The organism is Sulfurospirillum barnesii SES-3 (assembly GCF_000265295.1).
In the GTDB taxonomy this organism is placed as follows: domain Bacteria; phylum Campylobacterota; class Campylobacteria; order Campylobacterales; family Sulfurospirillaceae; genus Sulfurospirillum; species Sulfurospirillum barnesii.
Map to the genome: position 1 here is coordinate 339517 of NC_018002.1, position 14569 is coordinate 354085.

The following is a 14569-nucleotide window of genomic DNA, read 5'->3' on the forward strand; positions in this document are numbered from 1 at the left end:
AACGCTATTTTGCTGTGGTTTTAAAAAATTATAAGGAGTGAGAATGAGAAGATTATTTCCAAAATTAACTGCTTCTTTGGCAGTGTGTTCAGCACTTGTAAGCATGGGTGTTGCGGCGGATGTGATTAAAATAGGCGTACAAGCTCCTATCACAGGACAATACGCAAATGAAGGTCAAAGTATTGATAACGGGGTAAGACTGGTTGTGGATCAATACAATGCCAAAGGGGGCGTTTTAGGTAAGAAAATCGAAGTGATTACGTGCGATGATCAAGGAACGGCACAGCAAGCAGCCATTTGTGCTAAAAAATTGGTCAATGAAGGGGTTAAAGCTGTGATTGGCTCTTACACGTCAGGGGCAACAGAAGCAGCACAAACCACCTATTTTAGAGCAGGTGTACTTCAAACCAGCGATGGTACAAGTGATTCATTAATTACACATAAATACTGGACATTTTTTAGAAATTCTTTTCCTAACAGCGCAGAGGCTGATTATACGGCAAAATATTTTGTTGAGGGTAAGCAATACAAAAAAATTGTTATTCTCTCTGATTATTCAAGTTACTCAACGGATTTGGCAAGCGCAGTATCTAATGCATTGAAAGCAAAAAATGCTACGATTATCTATGAGGGTAAAATAAAATCAGGCGCACAAAATTTTACAGCAACACTGACAAAAATAAAATCAATGAATCCTGATGTTATCTACTTTAGTGGGTATTACACAGACGGAGGACTGCTCCGTGCGCAACAGATACAACTGGGCATCAAAGCAGATTTTGTAGGTGGCGATTCCAATGATAATCCTGATTATATGAAGCTTGCAGGTAAGAGCGCTGTGGGTTCATATTTAATCAATGTTCCAACCCCCGATATCTTGCCATATGATATTGCTAAGACTTTTCTTGTGGATTATCAAGCAAAATATAATATGATGCCAGCTTCCATTTGGTCGCTCATGAATGTGGATGGACTCCGTGCTATTTTACATACTATGGAGCAGACAAAGTCTGAAGATACAAAAGTGATTGCAGCATCCATGCATACGCTCAAAGATTTTCCAGGTATCACAGGTCCTGTAACATTTAGAGAGGATGGTGAGCGCATTGGTGGAGGTTATATGACCTATGAAGTGCAAGAGGATAAGAGTTATAAGATCGTTTACCAATAATTTTTAAAGGAAAAGAGTAAAGCCCATGGATATTTTTCTTCAACAAATGGTTAATGGTTTGACCATAGGAAGTCTTTATGCATTGGTCGCTTTAGGTTACACGATGGTCTACGGGGTGATGAGGTTAATTAACTTCGCCCACGGAGACCTCGTTGCCTTTTCGGCTTTTGTGGGATTGAATGTGTATGCTCAAATTTTTGGTGAGCATGTCACGTCGTTCGTCGCAATCCTTAGTGTTTTTGTTTTAACAGCCATTATTGTTGCTTTTGTAGGTGTGCTTCTTGAGCGTCTCGCATACAGACCTTTACGAACAGCACCTCGACTCAGTGCTGTTGTCTCAGCGCTTGGTGCGGGGTTGGTTATTCAAAACTCTGTCATGCTTATTTGGGGCCCCAATATGAAAATCTTTCCCTCAGAACTTTTCCCCTCAACAATTTGGGAAATAGGCGAGATAGTGATTACCTTTACGCAAGTGATGATTTTAGGACTTTCTGCAATCCTTATGGTAGGGCTTTACTTCTTTATTAATCAAACGAAATTAGGTACGGCCATCCGTGCGGTTGCCATTGATCAAGATGCGGCAAAATTGATGGGCATTAATGTGAATCGTATTGTTATGATTATCTTCATTATTGGTTCAAGTTTAGGCGCTGTTGCAGGGCTGTTTATTGGAACGTATTATCGTGGCATTACCTTTGATATGGGGTGGATGTATGGTTTAAGTGCCTTTGTTGCAGCCATTATAGGGGGAATTGGCAATATTCCTGGTGCAATGCTTGGTGGTTTACTCTTAGGTCTTTTTAATGCGATGATTACAGGCTATCTCTCAACACAATGGGCGGAAACATTTACCTTTGTGCTTTTAATTGCCATTCTTATTTTTAGACCAACAGGTATTTTAGGTGAAACTGTGGCGGAGAAAGTATGATGAATAAAACCAGTTTAATAGCCATAGTGCTTCTTGTTTTCATGGGCGTATATCCGATTTTTGTAGATTCTGCATGGCTAGCCGTAGGCACCACATTTTTGGTTTTTGCTGTGGTCGCACTTTCGCAAGATATTATTTTAGGTCGGGCAGGGGTTTTTCATATGGGACATGCACTATTTTTTGGCTTGGGTGCTTATACTACGGCTATTTTCAATGTCCATTTTGGGCTTCCCATATTAGTGACATGGGTACCTGCGGTATTGATTCCAATGGCGGTTGCTTTTATGATTATTGCTCCCATTATTCATCTTAGAGGTGACTACTTACTGGTGGCTACAATTGGTTTTAATATTATTTTTATTCAAGTGCTTGAAAATGATGTTTTTGGTTTAACAGGGGGGCCCAATGGCCTTTTTGGTATAGATGTTGTGAGAATTTTTGGTTTTGACTTTGGCGCACAAACGCATATGTACTATATGGCATTTATTCTTTTAGGACTGACGTTGTTGATCATACGAAATTTAGACAAGAGTAAATTTGGGCGTGCACTTTTTTACATTCACAAAGATGAAATCGCCGCACAAAGCATGGGAATTAATGTGCGTTATTTTAAACTTTATGCTTTTATTTTGGGTGCTGGTATTGCTGGGGCTGCTGGAAGTATGTTTTCAGTGCAGTATTCAGCCGTCAGTCCTGAGGCATTTAATGTTACACAATCCATTATGTTTTTTACCATTGTTTTAGTAGGGGGTTCAGCTTCTTTGCCAGGGGTTTTAATTGGTACGTGTATTATGTTTGTTTTATCTGAAGTTTTTAGAGAGTTTGAAACAGCACGGTATTTGGTATTTGGTGTTGCGATGATTTTAACGATGATTCTTCGTCCTCGTGGAATTTGGCCTGTTCGTTTTGGTAACATTCCTGATTTTCTTAAAACGGAGGTCAAATGAGTGAATATATTTTAGAAATCAGCCATGTGAGTAAATATTTTCAAGGGCTGGTTGCGATTAACGACCTCTCAATGAAAATTAAAAAAGGTCAGATTTATGGCATCATTGGACCCAACGGTGCTGGAAAAACAACACTGTTTAACTGCATTACAGGTATTTATCGACCTGAAATTGGGCAAATTTTGTGGAAAGGTAAAGACATTAAAGGCATTAGCCCGTATAAAATTGCAGAACTTGGTATTTTACGAACCTTCCAAACGATTCGTCTTTTTTCTGAAATGAGTGTTGCTGAAAATATTATGTCAGGCCGTCACATTAAGTCTAAGCAACGCTGGTATAACGGCGTACTTCCTACTCCTGCGTATTATAAAGATGAGAAAGCAAATTGGGAAAAAGTGGGTGAGTTGATGGATTTTTTCCATCTCTCAGAGTTTGCAACAATTCCAGCAGGCGATCTCTCCTATGGCGTTCAACGGCGTATTGAGATGGCACGAGCGCTTGCCGCTGAGCCAGAACTTCTCATCTTAGATGAACCTGCTGCAGGGTTAAATGAGAACGAAACATTGGCATTAACTCAAACGATTCGGAAGATTCAAGAAATGGGCGTGACCATTATGATGATTGAGCACGATATGGAAATGGTTATGAGTCTAACAGAATACATCAGCGTTATCAACTTTGGTGCAAAAATTAGTGAAGGACGACCTTCCTTTGTTCAAGACGATCCTGTCGTGATTGAGGCGTATATTGGCAGTGATGAGGATGATGAAGATGAATGAAAAATTATTGGAAGTGAAAGATTTACATGTAAATTATGATGCTATTGAAGCGATTAAAGGGATTGATTTACATGTAAACAAAGGTGAAGTTGTGACCATACTGGGTGCGAATGGTGCAGGTAAAACAACAACCCTTCGAACACTAAGTGGGCTTTTAAAAGCAACAAGAGGAAGTATATTTTTCAATCAACAAGAGATTACCCATATGCCTGCACATGAAATTGTGGGATTGGGGATGAGTCATTCTCCTGAGGGGCGCCGTGTTTTTGGGACACTTAGTGTTGAAGAGAATTTGATGATGGGAGCGTACAGTCTTAAAAAGCATGATGTTCAAACCTTAGAGTGGATTTACGAAATTTTACCACGCTTGAAAGAACGAAATAAACAGCTAGCAGGAACGCTTAGTGGTGGTGAACAGCAGATGTTAGCGATTGGTCGTGCGATTATGAGCAAACCAAAGTTGTTAATTTTAGATGAACCAAGCCTTGGTTTGGCTCCTGTGTTGGTCAAAGTTATTTTTAAAGCGATCAAAGAGATTAGCAAAAGTGGTGTAACGGTTCTTTTGGTAGAGCAAAATGCTAAAGCAGCACTTAAGCTCGCAAACCGAGGGTATGTTTTGGAGTTAGGCAAGATTACACACACGGGTAGCAGTGAAGAGCTCTTAAGTTCTGAGGTGATACAAGAGGCGTATTTGGGCAAGAAAAAGTAAGGTTACATGTAAAAGCCGTCTGCATTGTGCAGGCGGTTTTTTTTGCCCAATTTTTATATAACAAAATTAGTACTACTTTTTGTACTACAAAAGGAGAGATGATGCAAGTGAATAAGGAAGTGATTCAAAGAGCAATACTCTTAGCCCAAATATGGCAAAACAGAGCGAGTGAATTGGTGAGTGATTTTGATCGTACGTTTCACATCAAGATGAATAAAATGCTAAGCCATCCGCAAGATAAACTTTTTCTCATTGAACTTATGGATCAGAGTTTTAGAAGCAAGAACCCGACACGTGTTGCCAATCAGATTGCGTATCTATTTTCCAAATACAAGATGGCATCTTTTTTTACAAGTTCAGAACGCTTTTTAGTTTTTTTATTTCTGAATGCAGGGATTTATATGCCTCAAATTTCGATTCCATTGTTTGTGAATACTATACGAGAAGATACAAAAACAGTGGTACTTAAAGGAGAAGAAGAACCGTTTAATGCACATTTACGTCAGCGTAAAAATGAAGGCACACGACTGAATGTTAATTTAATAGGAGAAGTGGTTTTAGGAGAAGTGGAGGCACAAGAACGCATTGAAAAGTATCTTAAAGTGCTTGAAAATCCTAATGTAGACTATATTTCTATCAAAATTTCAACACTCTTTTCGCAAATTAATGCTTTGGCTTACGAAGAAACAGTCAAAGAGCTCGTCTCACGGCTTCGTCTTATTTACGCACAGGCTAAAAAGTATAGCTATATCAATGCGCAAGGCAAAAAGGAGAACAAATTTATCAATCTTGACATGGAAGAGTATCGTGACCTAGCCTTAACATTTAGTGCATTTACGCAAACATTGGATTTGCCAGAATTTCAAGATTTTTATGCAGGTATTGTGCTTCAAGCCTATTTACCAGATTCGCATCTTTGGCAGCAAAAACTTATAGCATGGGCTAAAAAACGGGTTGAAAATGGCGGTTCTGCGATTAAAATGCGTTTGGTTAAGGGTGCGAATATGGAAATGGAAGAGACTGAAGCAGGGCTTCGTCATTGGGCATTGGTGACGCACACACGAAAAATTGACACCGATAGCAATTATAAAATGATGGGTGAGTTTGGTCTTCGTGCTGAAAACGCACCGTATGTGCACTTAGGTATGGCATCACACAATCTTTTTGAGTTAGCTTATGGCTATGAACTTGCTCGTGAATATGGTACAACCCACTACTTTAGCATGGAAATGTTAGAGGGCATGAGTGAATCTGCTCGACTTGCCATTAAAGAGCTCAGCGGTGAGGTTATTTTGTATGCACCTACCGCCAAAAAAGAGCAATTTACCAATGCTATTGCGTATTTGGTACGAAGATTGGATGAAAATACGGGTACAGAGAATTTTATTCGTTACTCCTTTGGCCTAAAGGTAGGAACACCCCAGTGGGAAGCACAGAAAGAAAAGTTTATTGCTTCCTTTGAGAATATAGAGCACCTTTTTATAGGCTCAAAACGGATACAAAACAGACTAAGCGAGCAGTGGGATGGGTATGAAGGTGGCACGTATTATACAGGTACATATCATGGTGAAGCTGATACGGATTTTATTCTAACGCCAAATAAAGAGTGGGCAAAAAGCATTCGTGAAAAATGGATGAAAAAAGCAGGTGAAGAGCTGAGTATTGTTCCTGTTGTTGTAGGAGGTACGTGCATTCGTGAGCGAGACATTGAAACTGTCATGGATAAATCTCAACGTAAAAAGGGTGTTTTATGTGGCTCTTTTGCACGTGCACGTAAAGAAGATTTACAGCATGCCGTGGATGTGGCAGTAGAAGATAGAGATGGTTGGAGAAGCCTTAGTGTGGCTGAGCGTCAAAAAATTCTGTGTGCTGTTGCGAATAAGATGCGCAAGAGGAGGGCTGATCTTATTGGTGTGGCTGCTGCTGAGGTGGGAAAAGTTTTTAGTGAAACCGATGTAGAAGTCAGTGAAGCCATTGATTTTTTAGAATTTTACGGTTACAGTGCACGTTATTTTGATACCTATAAAAACCTTACATGTAAAGGTAAGGGGGTTGGTGTTATCGTCCCTCCATGGAACTTCCCCATTGCTATTCCTGTGGGCGGTATCAGTGCTGCTTTGGCGGCAGGAAATTGCGTGATTTTAAAACCTGCTAGTGCTGCAACACTGTGTGCGTATGAACTATGTCAATGTTTTTGGGAGGCAGGAATTAGCCAGAATACCTTACAATTTGTGCCATGCGCTGGGAGTTTGGCAGGTGAATATCTTATTCAAAATGAGAAAGTGGATTTTGTTATTTTAACAGGAGGCGAAGAGACAGCGTATAAAATGTTAGAAAGCCGTCCAAATCTTTTCTTAAGCGCAGAGACAGGTGGGAAGGATGCCACCATTGTAACAGCTATGAGCGATCGTGATCAAGCCATTAAAAATGTCATACACTCTGCTTTTTCAAACAGCGGTCAAAAATGTTCTGCAACATCTTTGCTTATTTTAGAAGAGGAAGTGTACCATGATCCTCGTTTTAAAGCAGGGCTGATTGATGCGGCAAAAAGTTTACATGTAGGTTCTGTATGGAATTTTACCAATCGCCTAGCAACCCTTGCTAATCCTATTGGAGGAGCATTAAAACATGCACTTGAAAACCTTGAAGAGGGTGAAAGCTGGGCATTGGCACCAACGTATGCCGAAGACAATGAGTACATGCTTAGGCCATGCATTAAGTGGGGTGTAAAAGAGGGGAGCTTTTGCCATAAAAATGAGCTATTTGGACCTCTACTTTCAGTGATGTGTGCACGTGACCTTACGCATGCCATAGAGATTGTCAATGCAACAGGCTATGGGTTAACTTCAGGGATAGAATCTTTAGATGAGCGAGAAGTGGCATATTGGAAGAAACATCTTAAAGCAGGAAATCTTTATGTCAACAGAGGAACAACAGGCGCTATTGTTCTTCGTCAGCCTTTTGGAGGTCTGGGTAAATCTGCTGTAGGGACAGGAAGAAAAGCGGGTATTGACAATTACATTACACAATTTATGGATATTAAAGAGGTTGGTGAACCAAAAATAAAGCAGCTAGGGAAGCATTTTTTTATAGAGTGCATTCATCAGTGGCGTGATGGTTGCTCCAAAGGAGTGTATGCAAATTTTCAACAGGATTTTGAGAAATTACATTTTGCTGTGGGAAGTTACCTTGAGCAGTATGAAGACGTTTTTACGCAAGAGAAAGATTTTGTTAAGGTCAGAGGCGAAGACAATATTTTTAAATACCTTCCTTTACAGAAAATAGCAATTCGTATTGAACCAAAGGATACACTTTTTGATGTAATGAGCCGTATTATGGCAGCTAAAATTGCTCAAGTCTCTTTACATGTAAGTATAGATAGAGATGCTAAGAGCGAGGTTATCTCCTTTTTATATGAAAACAAAGAAAGAGTTTTAGGTAAAGAAGATACGCTAGAGCGAGAAGATGAAGTGATGTTTACGCAATTATTTGAAGGTGTTGATAAGGTTTTTTATTCACACGCAGAGCGTATCTCACCTTTTGTCTATCAAGAAGCAGCAAAAAAAGCCAAATGCATTGTAAGAATGAAAGCTTTAATGGAGGGGCGTATAGAATTGTTGCATTATTTTAATGAGCAAAGCATCTCACACAGTTATCATCGCTATGGTAATCTTGGAGTAAGAGGTATCAAAAAGTAAGTGCTTTTAGGGGGTGCGTTTATACACCCTCTAAAGCTTATTTAAGTTTTTCAATCATTGTTTGGTTAAGTTCAAGTTTCTCTTTATTGGCACTTACGCCCTCAGCATTTTTCTTGATATTTTCCTTGTTGGTATTGATTTCAGCACGGTTAAGTTCAATAAGACGTGTTAGTTCATTCACACGACGTTCGTATTTATTGATGAGGTGGTAAATAACATAAACTAAAACACCAATAACAATCCATTGTAAAATATCCATAGCATTTCCTTTATGCAAATTTGGCGCTATTGTATCTTATTTCTTGACAATCAATCAATACTCTCAAAAATATACTCTTGTTTGTATTTGAAGAGGAGTATTTCTTTAAGTTTAAGACCCGCAAAAGGAATCTTCTGGAACTCTTTTTCAGTGGACGGTCGGTGGTATGCAATATCCCTTAAAACAGTGCCTCTATACGCTTTGGCAAAATGACTGACATTCTTTCCATTCTTAAGAAACTTCATCGTAATATAGGGCTGCTTGAGGGTGTAAAATTTTTCATAAAAACCTGCCCGCAAGTCAAGAATAAGTTCATCACCACACCAAGCATCTATGGCATCAGTAAAGTTTTTTTTGTAAAAGGTTTCAATGTCTAATCCGTTAAATGATTCACCTTGCTTGAGTTTATATTCAGGAATAAAATCTTTTCCTAAGAGTGGACCAAATAAATTAGAAAAAATCATGACATTGTTTTCAAGAAATGATTGCGAAGGGGCATCCAGTGTTTTAAAATCTAAATACTGATACGCCACACCCGTATATCGCTCAATGGCTTTACATGTAAACGACGTAAAAAGATTGATAGTAGCATGTAGACGAGTTTTTTCTTCATCCTTGTATCCGAAAAGTTTTTGAAGTAGCAAAAGAGGGGACTTTTCTATATAGCTTTGATAAGCGTTTAAAATGTCTAAGCGCTTTTCATATAAATGAGGAAAAATAAAACTTTCATCCGAGAGAGGGCCTGAGGTTATTGTATTTGATTTTGTTTCACTGGGTGAAAATAAAATTTTCATGTTAGACCTTTTTAGGTTTCAATATAGTTAGGAAGCAATTTTACCCAATTTGTTGAAAATTATAGAAAAAAGTATTGACTTTGAAAATATTTTGAGATATACTTTCACCTCACAATCACAGGATGCTGGTGTAGCTCAGATGGTAGAGCAACTGCCTTGTAAGCAGTAGGTCGGCGGTTCGATTCCGTTCACCAGCTCCATTTTGTTTTGTGAAAAACAGTGTTTGACCAGCAATAAAAATGGTAAAAATACGGTGAGATACTCAAGTGGCCAACGAGGGCAGACTGTAAATCTGCTGACTATGTCTTCGAAGGTTCGAATCCTTCTCTCACCACCATTGCGGGAGTAGCTCAGTTGGCTAGAGCATTAGCCTTCCAAGCTGGGGGTCGCGGGTTCGAGTCCCGTCTCCCGCTCCAACGATTTTTTAAGTAAAACTGGGAGCTGTTGAATTTCTTCTGCTTTATTCGCTACAGAACAAGTTCAGTAGTCTTAATCTCCCTAAATTTTATGCAATCAAATCGTTACTATTTTTAGATACTATATCGGTTCTCTCATATGTCGTCGGCTCATATGGCTCAGGGGTAGAGCACTTCCTTGGTAAGGAAGAGGTCGAGGGTTCAAGTCCCTCTATGAGCTCCATTACTTAAAAAGTTTTAAATAACTTTGACAAATTGAAGCGTATTAAAAAACAAACTCACTACGGAGGAAAAAATGGCAAAAGAAAAGTTCTCAAGAACCAAGCCACACGTTAACATTGGAACCATCGGTCACGTTGATCATGGTAAAACTACACTTACAGCTGCAATTTCTGCTGTACTTGCAACTAAAGGTCTTTGTGAATTTAAAGATTACGATGGTATTGATAACGCTCCTGAAGAGAGAGAGCGTGGTATTACTATTGCAACCTCACACATTGAATATGAAACAGAAAACCGTCACTACGCACACGTAGATTGTCCAGGTCACGCCGATTATGTTAAAAACATGATTACAGGTGCTGCTCAAATGGATGGCGCTATTCTTGTTGTTTCTGCAGCAGATGGCCCTATGCCTCAAACACGTGAGCACATCCTTCTTTCTCGTCAAGTAGGTGTTCCTTACATCGTTGTATTTATGAACAAAGCAGATATGGTTGATGATGAAGAACTTCTAGAACTCGTTGAAATGGAAATTCGTGAACTTCTTAGCTCATACGATTTCCCAGGTGATGACACACCAATCGTTGCAGGTTCTGCACTTAAAGCACTTGAAGAAGCAAAAGCAGGTACTGTTGGTGCATGGGGTGAGAAAGTTCTTGCTCTTATGGCAGCAGTTGATGCGTATATTCCAGAGCCAGTTCGTGAAACAGATAAAGATTTCTTGATGCCAATTGAAGACGTATTTTCAATCTCAGGTCGTGGTACCGTTGTTACAGGTAAAATCGACAGAGGTGCTGTAAAAATTGGTGAGACTATTGAAATCGTAGGTATAAAAGATACTAAAACAACAACAGTAACTGGCGTTGAAATGTTCCGTAAAGAGATGGAGCGTGGTGAAGCTGGTGATAACTGCGGTATCTTATTACGTGGTATCAAAAAAGAAGAAGTTGAGCGTGGTATGGTTCTTTGTAAACCAAAATCAATCACTCCTCATACACAATTTGAAGCTGAAATCTATGTTCTTTCAAAAGAAGAGGGTGGTAGACACACTCCATTCTTTAACAACTATAGACCACAGTTTTATGTACGTACAACAGACGTAACAGGTTCTATTACATTGCCAGAAGGTACTGAAATGGTTATGCCTGGTGATAACGTAAAAATCAATGTAACACTTATTGCACCTATCGCTCTTGAAGAAGGTACTCGTTTTGCAATCCGTGAGGGTGGTAGAACAGTTGGTGCGGGTGTTGTTTCTACAATCATCAAGTAAGTTTAATATGTAAGGGGTTTTCCCCTTACATGTAATTAAGTTAAGGAAGTTTCTATGACCGTTAAAATCGGATTAAAATGTTCAGAGTGTGGTGATATTAACTACACAACGACAAAAAACAGCAAAACAGTTACTGAAAAAATTGAACTTAGCAAGTATTGTGCAAGACTTAAAAAACATACTGTTCATAAAGAAGTTAAATTAAAAAGTTAAGTCTATTTTTGACTTAACTTTTATTGTAGGGTAGTAGCTCCAACGGTAGAGCGTCGGTCTCCAAAACCGCAGGTTGGGGGTTCGAGTCCCTCCTACCCTGCCACTAGTCGAGGTAATATAATGGAAAAATTAAGAGCTTATTATCATCATTCTAAAGCTGAATTATCGAAGGTTATTTTTCCGATTAAAGAACAGATTCGAAATGCTTTTATTTCTGTTTTTGTCGTAGTAACCGTGATTTCACTCTTTTTAGCATTGATTGATGCCATTATGTCTTTTTCTTTGTCTTCTTTGGTTTAAGGAGAAGAAATGGCACATAAATGGTATGCAATTCAAACTTATGCTGGTAGTGAGCAAGCTGTCAAAAAAGGTATTGTTACCCTTGTTAACGATCATGGTATCGCTGAAAAATTGGAGCAAATTGTTGTTCCAACCGAAGATGTCATTGAAGTTAAGAATGGTAAAAAAAAGATTAGTGAACGAAGCCTCTATCCTGGCTATGCATTTGCAAAGCTAGATTTAGATACAGCATTGTGGCATCTTATCCAATCACTGCCAAAAGTTGGAAGGTTTATTGGTGAATCCAAAAAACCTACGCCTTTGAGTGAAAAAGATATTGCACTGATTTTAGAAAAAGCTGAGAAAAAAGGTGCGCCAAAACCAAAAATCTTCTTTGAAAATGGAGAGAGCGTTAGGATTACAGAAGGTCCTTTTGCAAACTTTACAGGTTCAGTTGAAGAGTATGATATGGTCCATGGCAAACTCACACTCAATGTTTCAATCTTTGGTCGAAGTACCCCAGTTGAGATTCTTTATTCTCAAGTTGAAAAAATAGTTTAAGCGTAAAGGAAAAAAAATGGCAAAAAAAGTCATTGGCGAAATTAAATTGCAGATTGAAGCTGCTAAAGCAAACCCATCACCTCCAGTTGGTCCAGCCCTTGGTCAACGTGGTGTAAATATTATGGAATTTTGTAAAGCATTTAACGAAAGAACAAAAGAGATGGCAGGTTTTAGAATCCCTGTTGTTATTACTGTTTATGCTGATAAAAGTTTTACATTTGTAACAAAACAACCACCTGCAACGGATCTTATTAAAAAAGCAGCTGGTATTAAAAGTGGTTCAAGTAATCCTTTAAAAAACAAAGTTGGAACACTCAATAAAGCTCAAATTCTTGAGATTGTTGAGAAAAAAATTGCTGATCTTAATACCACAGATCGTGAGCAAGCAGCGAAAATTATTTCGGGATCTGCTCGAAGTATTGGTATTACAGTCGTCGATTAATTCTACCCCTTTACCGTCAGGGTCACTAAAGGCGGAAGCAAAATTATGCGGAGATACGAATGGCAAAGAAAGTAAATAAACGTTTTCAAGAACTTTTGAAAAAAATTGATAAAGAAAAAAAATATTCAGTGAGTGAAGCATTGGGAAACATCAAAAATTTAGCATCTGCTAAATTTGATGAGACGATTGAAGTTGCATTAAAACTCAATGTTGATCCACGTCATGCTGACCAAATGGTAAGAGGATCGGTTGTTCTTCCTGCAGGTACAGGTAAAACAGTTCGTGTTGCTGTTATTGCTAAAGACGAAAAAGCGGATGAAGCAAGAGCTGCAGGTGCAGATATTGTTGGAAGTGATGATTTGATTGAAGAGATTCAAGCAGGTCGTATCAATTTTGATGTATTGATTGCAACACCTAATATGATGGGTTTAGTGGGTAAAGTTGGTCGTATTTTAGGACCAAAAGGTATCATGCCAAATCCAAAAACAGGTACAGTAACTATGGATGTTGCTAAAGCTGTTGAGAATAACAAAGGTGGACAAGTAAATTTCCGTGTTGATAAACAAGGAAATATCCATGCTGGTATTGGTAAAATCAGCTTTACTGATGAGCAAATCAGAGAAAACTTTGAAGCTTTTATCAAAGCAATTAATAAACATAAACCAGCTGCTTCAAAAGGCAAATACATTAAAAGTGGAACATTGGCATTGACAATGAGCCCATCAATGAATCTTGAGAACCAAGAACTCATTGATTTAAAATAAATATAAAATTTAAAATCGTTAATCTTTGATTGGAGAGAGTAGAGGCGTAAGCTTAATGTGAGGAAACTCACCTCTACTTGAAATCACCAGTTGGAAAGGAGAAAAATTGACAAGAACAGAAAAAGCCCAATTTATTGACGAGCTAACTGCAGAATTTAAAGCAAGCGATGGTTTAATTGTATGTGACTACAAAGGTCTTAACACTAAAGCGATTGAGAGCTTGAGAAATACCTCAAGACCAGGCGCAATTAAAGTTAAAGTTATTAAAAATACTTTGGCATCAATTGCTATGAAAAATGCTGGTATTGAAGGACTTGAACTTAAAGATACAAATATCTTTGTTTGGGGAGATGACCAGTTAGCTGTTACTAAAGTTGTTGCAACATTTGCCAAAACAAATCCAAGTTTTATTATTAAGTCTGGATATGCTGGTGGCATTGTGGTTGACGCTGCTAAAGTTGAAGCACTTTCTAAAATGCCATCACGTAATGAGCTTATTGGAATGCTTCTATCAACGTGGATGGCACCTATTACTAACTTTACAATCGGTCTTGATGCACTACGTGCTAAAAAACAAGAGTCCGCATAAGCTGATTATTAAGGCTTACATGTAAAGCAAATATTGCTACTGATAATTTTAGTGCCCAAGTGGCTAACAGTGTCAAAGAATTTTTTGGCATTTATGAAAATAATAAATTAGGAGATTTGAAATGGCAATTTCAAAAGAAGACGTATTAGAGTATATTTCAGGTCTAAGTGTACTTGAATTAAGCGCATTAGTAAAAGATTTTGAAGAAAAATTCGGTGTATCTGCAGCTCCAGTAATGGTAGCAGGCGCAGGTGCTGGTGCTGCTGTTGAGGCTGCTGAAGAAAAAACTGAATTTGATGTTATCCTTAAAGATGGTGGTGAGAAAAAAATCAACGCTATTAAAGTTGTAAGAGAGATTACTGGTCTTGGTCTTAAAGAGGCTAAAGATGCAGTTGAAGGTGCACCTACTACACTTAAAGAAGGTGTATCTAAAGACGTTGCAGAAGAAATTAAAAAGAAACTTGAAGAAGCTGGCGCTGTCGCTGAAATCAAGTAATGTGATTACTAAGAGAAGCTTAGGCTTCT

General features: G+C 38.5%; 16 protein-coding genes and 5 tRNA genes. 19 read left to right on the forward strand and 2 right to left on the reverse strand.

Annotated elements, in window-relative coordinates; translation table 11 throughout:
- Nucleotides 1-43 precede the first annotated feature (43 nt).
- The 6 genes from SULBA_RS01830 to SULBA_RS01855 all read left to right on the forward strand — a co-directional run bounded on the left by SULBA_RS01830 (nt 44) and on the right by SULBA_RS01855 (nt 8232).
- Nucleotides 44-1171 carry a branched-chain amino acid ABC transporter substrate-binding protein gene (locus SULBA_RS01830; protein ID WP_014768572.1) on the forward strand — a complete coding sequence of 376 codons (1128 nt, stop codon included), beginning with the start codon at nt 44-46 and terminating at the stop codon, nt 1169-1171.
- A 25-nt stretch (nt 1172-1196) separates the two neighbouring features.
- On the forward strand, nt 1197-2099 hold the full coding sequence (locus SULBA_RS01835; RefSeq protein ID WP_014768573.1) for a branched-chain amino acid ABC transporter permease: 903 nt from the start codon (nt 1197-1199) through the stop codon (nt 2097-2099).
- Entirely contained in the window at nt 2096-3046 is a 951-nt protein-coding gene (locus tag SULBA_RS01840) for a branched-chain amino acid ABC transporter permease (protein WP_014768574.1), read from the forward strand. The genes SULBA_RS01835 and SULBA_RS01840 overlap by 4 nt, the downstream gene beginning before the upstream one ends.
- The gene (locus SULBA_RS01845; protein WP_014768575.1) at nt 3043-3825 is read left to right on the forward strand and encodes an ABC transporter ATP-binding protein; all 783 of its coding nucleotides are present in this window, start codon (nt 3043-3045) and stop codon (nt 3823-3825) included. Before SULBA_RS01840 ends, SULBA_RS01845 begins: the two co-directional genes overlap by 4 nt.
- Nucleotides 3818-4534, forward strand: a complete 717-nt coding sequence (locus tag SULBA_RS01850; RefSeq protein ID WP_014768576.1) for an ABC transporter ATP-binding protein — start codon at nt 3818-3820, stop codon at nt 4532-4534. Before SULBA_RS01845 ends, SULBA_RS01850 begins: the two co-directional genes overlap by 8 nt.
- Before the next feature lie 101 nt (nt 4535-4635).
- Complete coding sequence (locus tag SULBA_RS01855; protein WP_014768577.1) at nt 4636-8232, forward strand: proline dehydrogenase family protein; 3597 nt, start codon at nt 4636-4638, stop codon at nt 8230-8232.
- A 37-nt stretch (nt 8233-8269) separates the two neighbouring features.
- Here SULBA_RS01855 and SULBA_RS01860 read toward each other — a convergent pair whose 3' ends face one another.
- A complete protein-coding gene (locus SULBA_RS01860; protein ID WP_014768578.1) occupies nt 8270-8491 on the reverse strand; it encodes a hypothetical protein in 222 nt (73 codons plus the stop codon).
- A gap of 50 nt (nt 8492-8541) precedes the next feature.
- Nucleotides 8542-9285 (reverse strand): YaaA family protein, encoded by a 744-nt coding sequence (locus SULBA_RS01865; protein WP_014768579.1) that lies wholly within the window; start codon nt 9283-9285, stop codon nt 8542-8544.
- A 124-nt stretch (nt 9286-9409) separates the two neighbouring features.
- Here SULBA_RS01865 and SULBA_RS01870 point away from each other — a divergent pair.
- From SULBA_RS01870 to rplL, 13 genes are all read left to right on the forward strand, one after another.
- Nucleotides 9410-9485, forward strand: a tRNA-Thr gene (locus SULBA_RS01870).
- Nucleotides 9486-9537: 52 nt separating this feature from the next.
- Nucleotides 9538-9622 (forward strand) — tRNA-Tyr (locus SULBA_RS01875).
- Between the two features lie 2 nt (nt 9623-9624).
- A tRNA-Gly gene (locus tag SULBA_RS01880) sits at nt 9625-9701 on the forward strand.
- Between the two features lie 148 nt (nt 9702-9849).
- A tRNA-Thr gene (locus SULBA_RS01885) sits at nt 9850-9924 on the forward strand.
- A 72-nt stretch (nt 9925-9996) separates the two neighbouring features.
- Nucleotides 9997-11196, forward strand: coding sequence for an elongation factor Tu (gene tuf, locus SULBA_RS01890; protein ID WP_014768580.1), 1200 nt, complete (start codon nt 9997-9999; stop codon nt 11194-11196).
- A 54-nt stretch (nt 11197-11250) separates the two neighbouring features.
- Entirely contained in the window at nt 11251-11409 is a 159-nt protein-coding gene (gene rpmG, locus SULBA_RS01895) for a 50S ribosomal protein L33 (protein WP_014768581.1), read from the forward strand.
- Between the two features lie 27 nt (nt 11410-11436).
- Nucleotides 11437-11512 (forward strand) — tRNA-Trp (locus SULBA_RS01900).
- A 17-nt stretch (nt 11513-11529) separates the two neighbouring features.
- Nucleotides 11530-11709, forward strand: coding sequence for a preprotein translocase subunit SecE (gene secE, locus SULBA_RS01905; RefSeq protein ID WP_014768582.1), 180 nt, complete (start codon nt 11530-11532; stop codon nt 11707-11709).
- A gap of 9 nt (nt 11710-11718) precedes the next feature.
- Entirely contained in the window at nt 11719-12249 is a 531-nt protein-coding gene (gene nusG, locus SULBA_RS01910; protein WP_014768583.1) for a transcription termination/antitermination protein NusG, read from the forward strand.
- 16 nt (nt 12250-12265) lie between these two features.
- Nucleotides 12266-12691 carry a 50S ribosomal protein L11 gene (rplK, locus tag SULBA_RS01915; protein WP_014768584.1) on the forward strand — a complete coding sequence of 142 codons (426 nt, stop codon included), beginning with the start codon at nt 12266-12268 and terminating at the stop codon, nt 12689-12691.
- A gap of 59 nt (nt 12692-12750) precedes the next feature.
- Nucleotides 12751-13455: a 50S ribosomal protein L1 gene (gene rplA / locus SULBA_RS01920; protein WP_014768585.1), complete on the forward strand. Its 705-nt coding sequence runs from the start codon at nt 12751-12753 to the stop codon at nt 13453-13455.
- A 106-nt stretch (nt 13456-13561) separates the two neighbouring features.
- Nucleotides 13562-14044 (forward strand): 50S ribosomal protein L10, encoded by a 483-nt coding sequence (gene rplJ, locus SULBA_RS01925; protein ID WP_014768586.1) that lies wholly within the window; start codon nt 13562-13564, stop codon nt 14042-14044.
- Between the two features lie 121 nt (nt 14045-14165).
- A complete protein-coding gene (gene rplL / locus SULBA_RS01930) occupies nt 14166-14540 on the forward strand; it encodes a 50S ribosomal protein L7/L12 (protein ID WP_014768587.1) in 375 nt (124 codons plus the stop codon).
- Nucleotides 14541-14569: the final 29 nt, after the last annotated feature.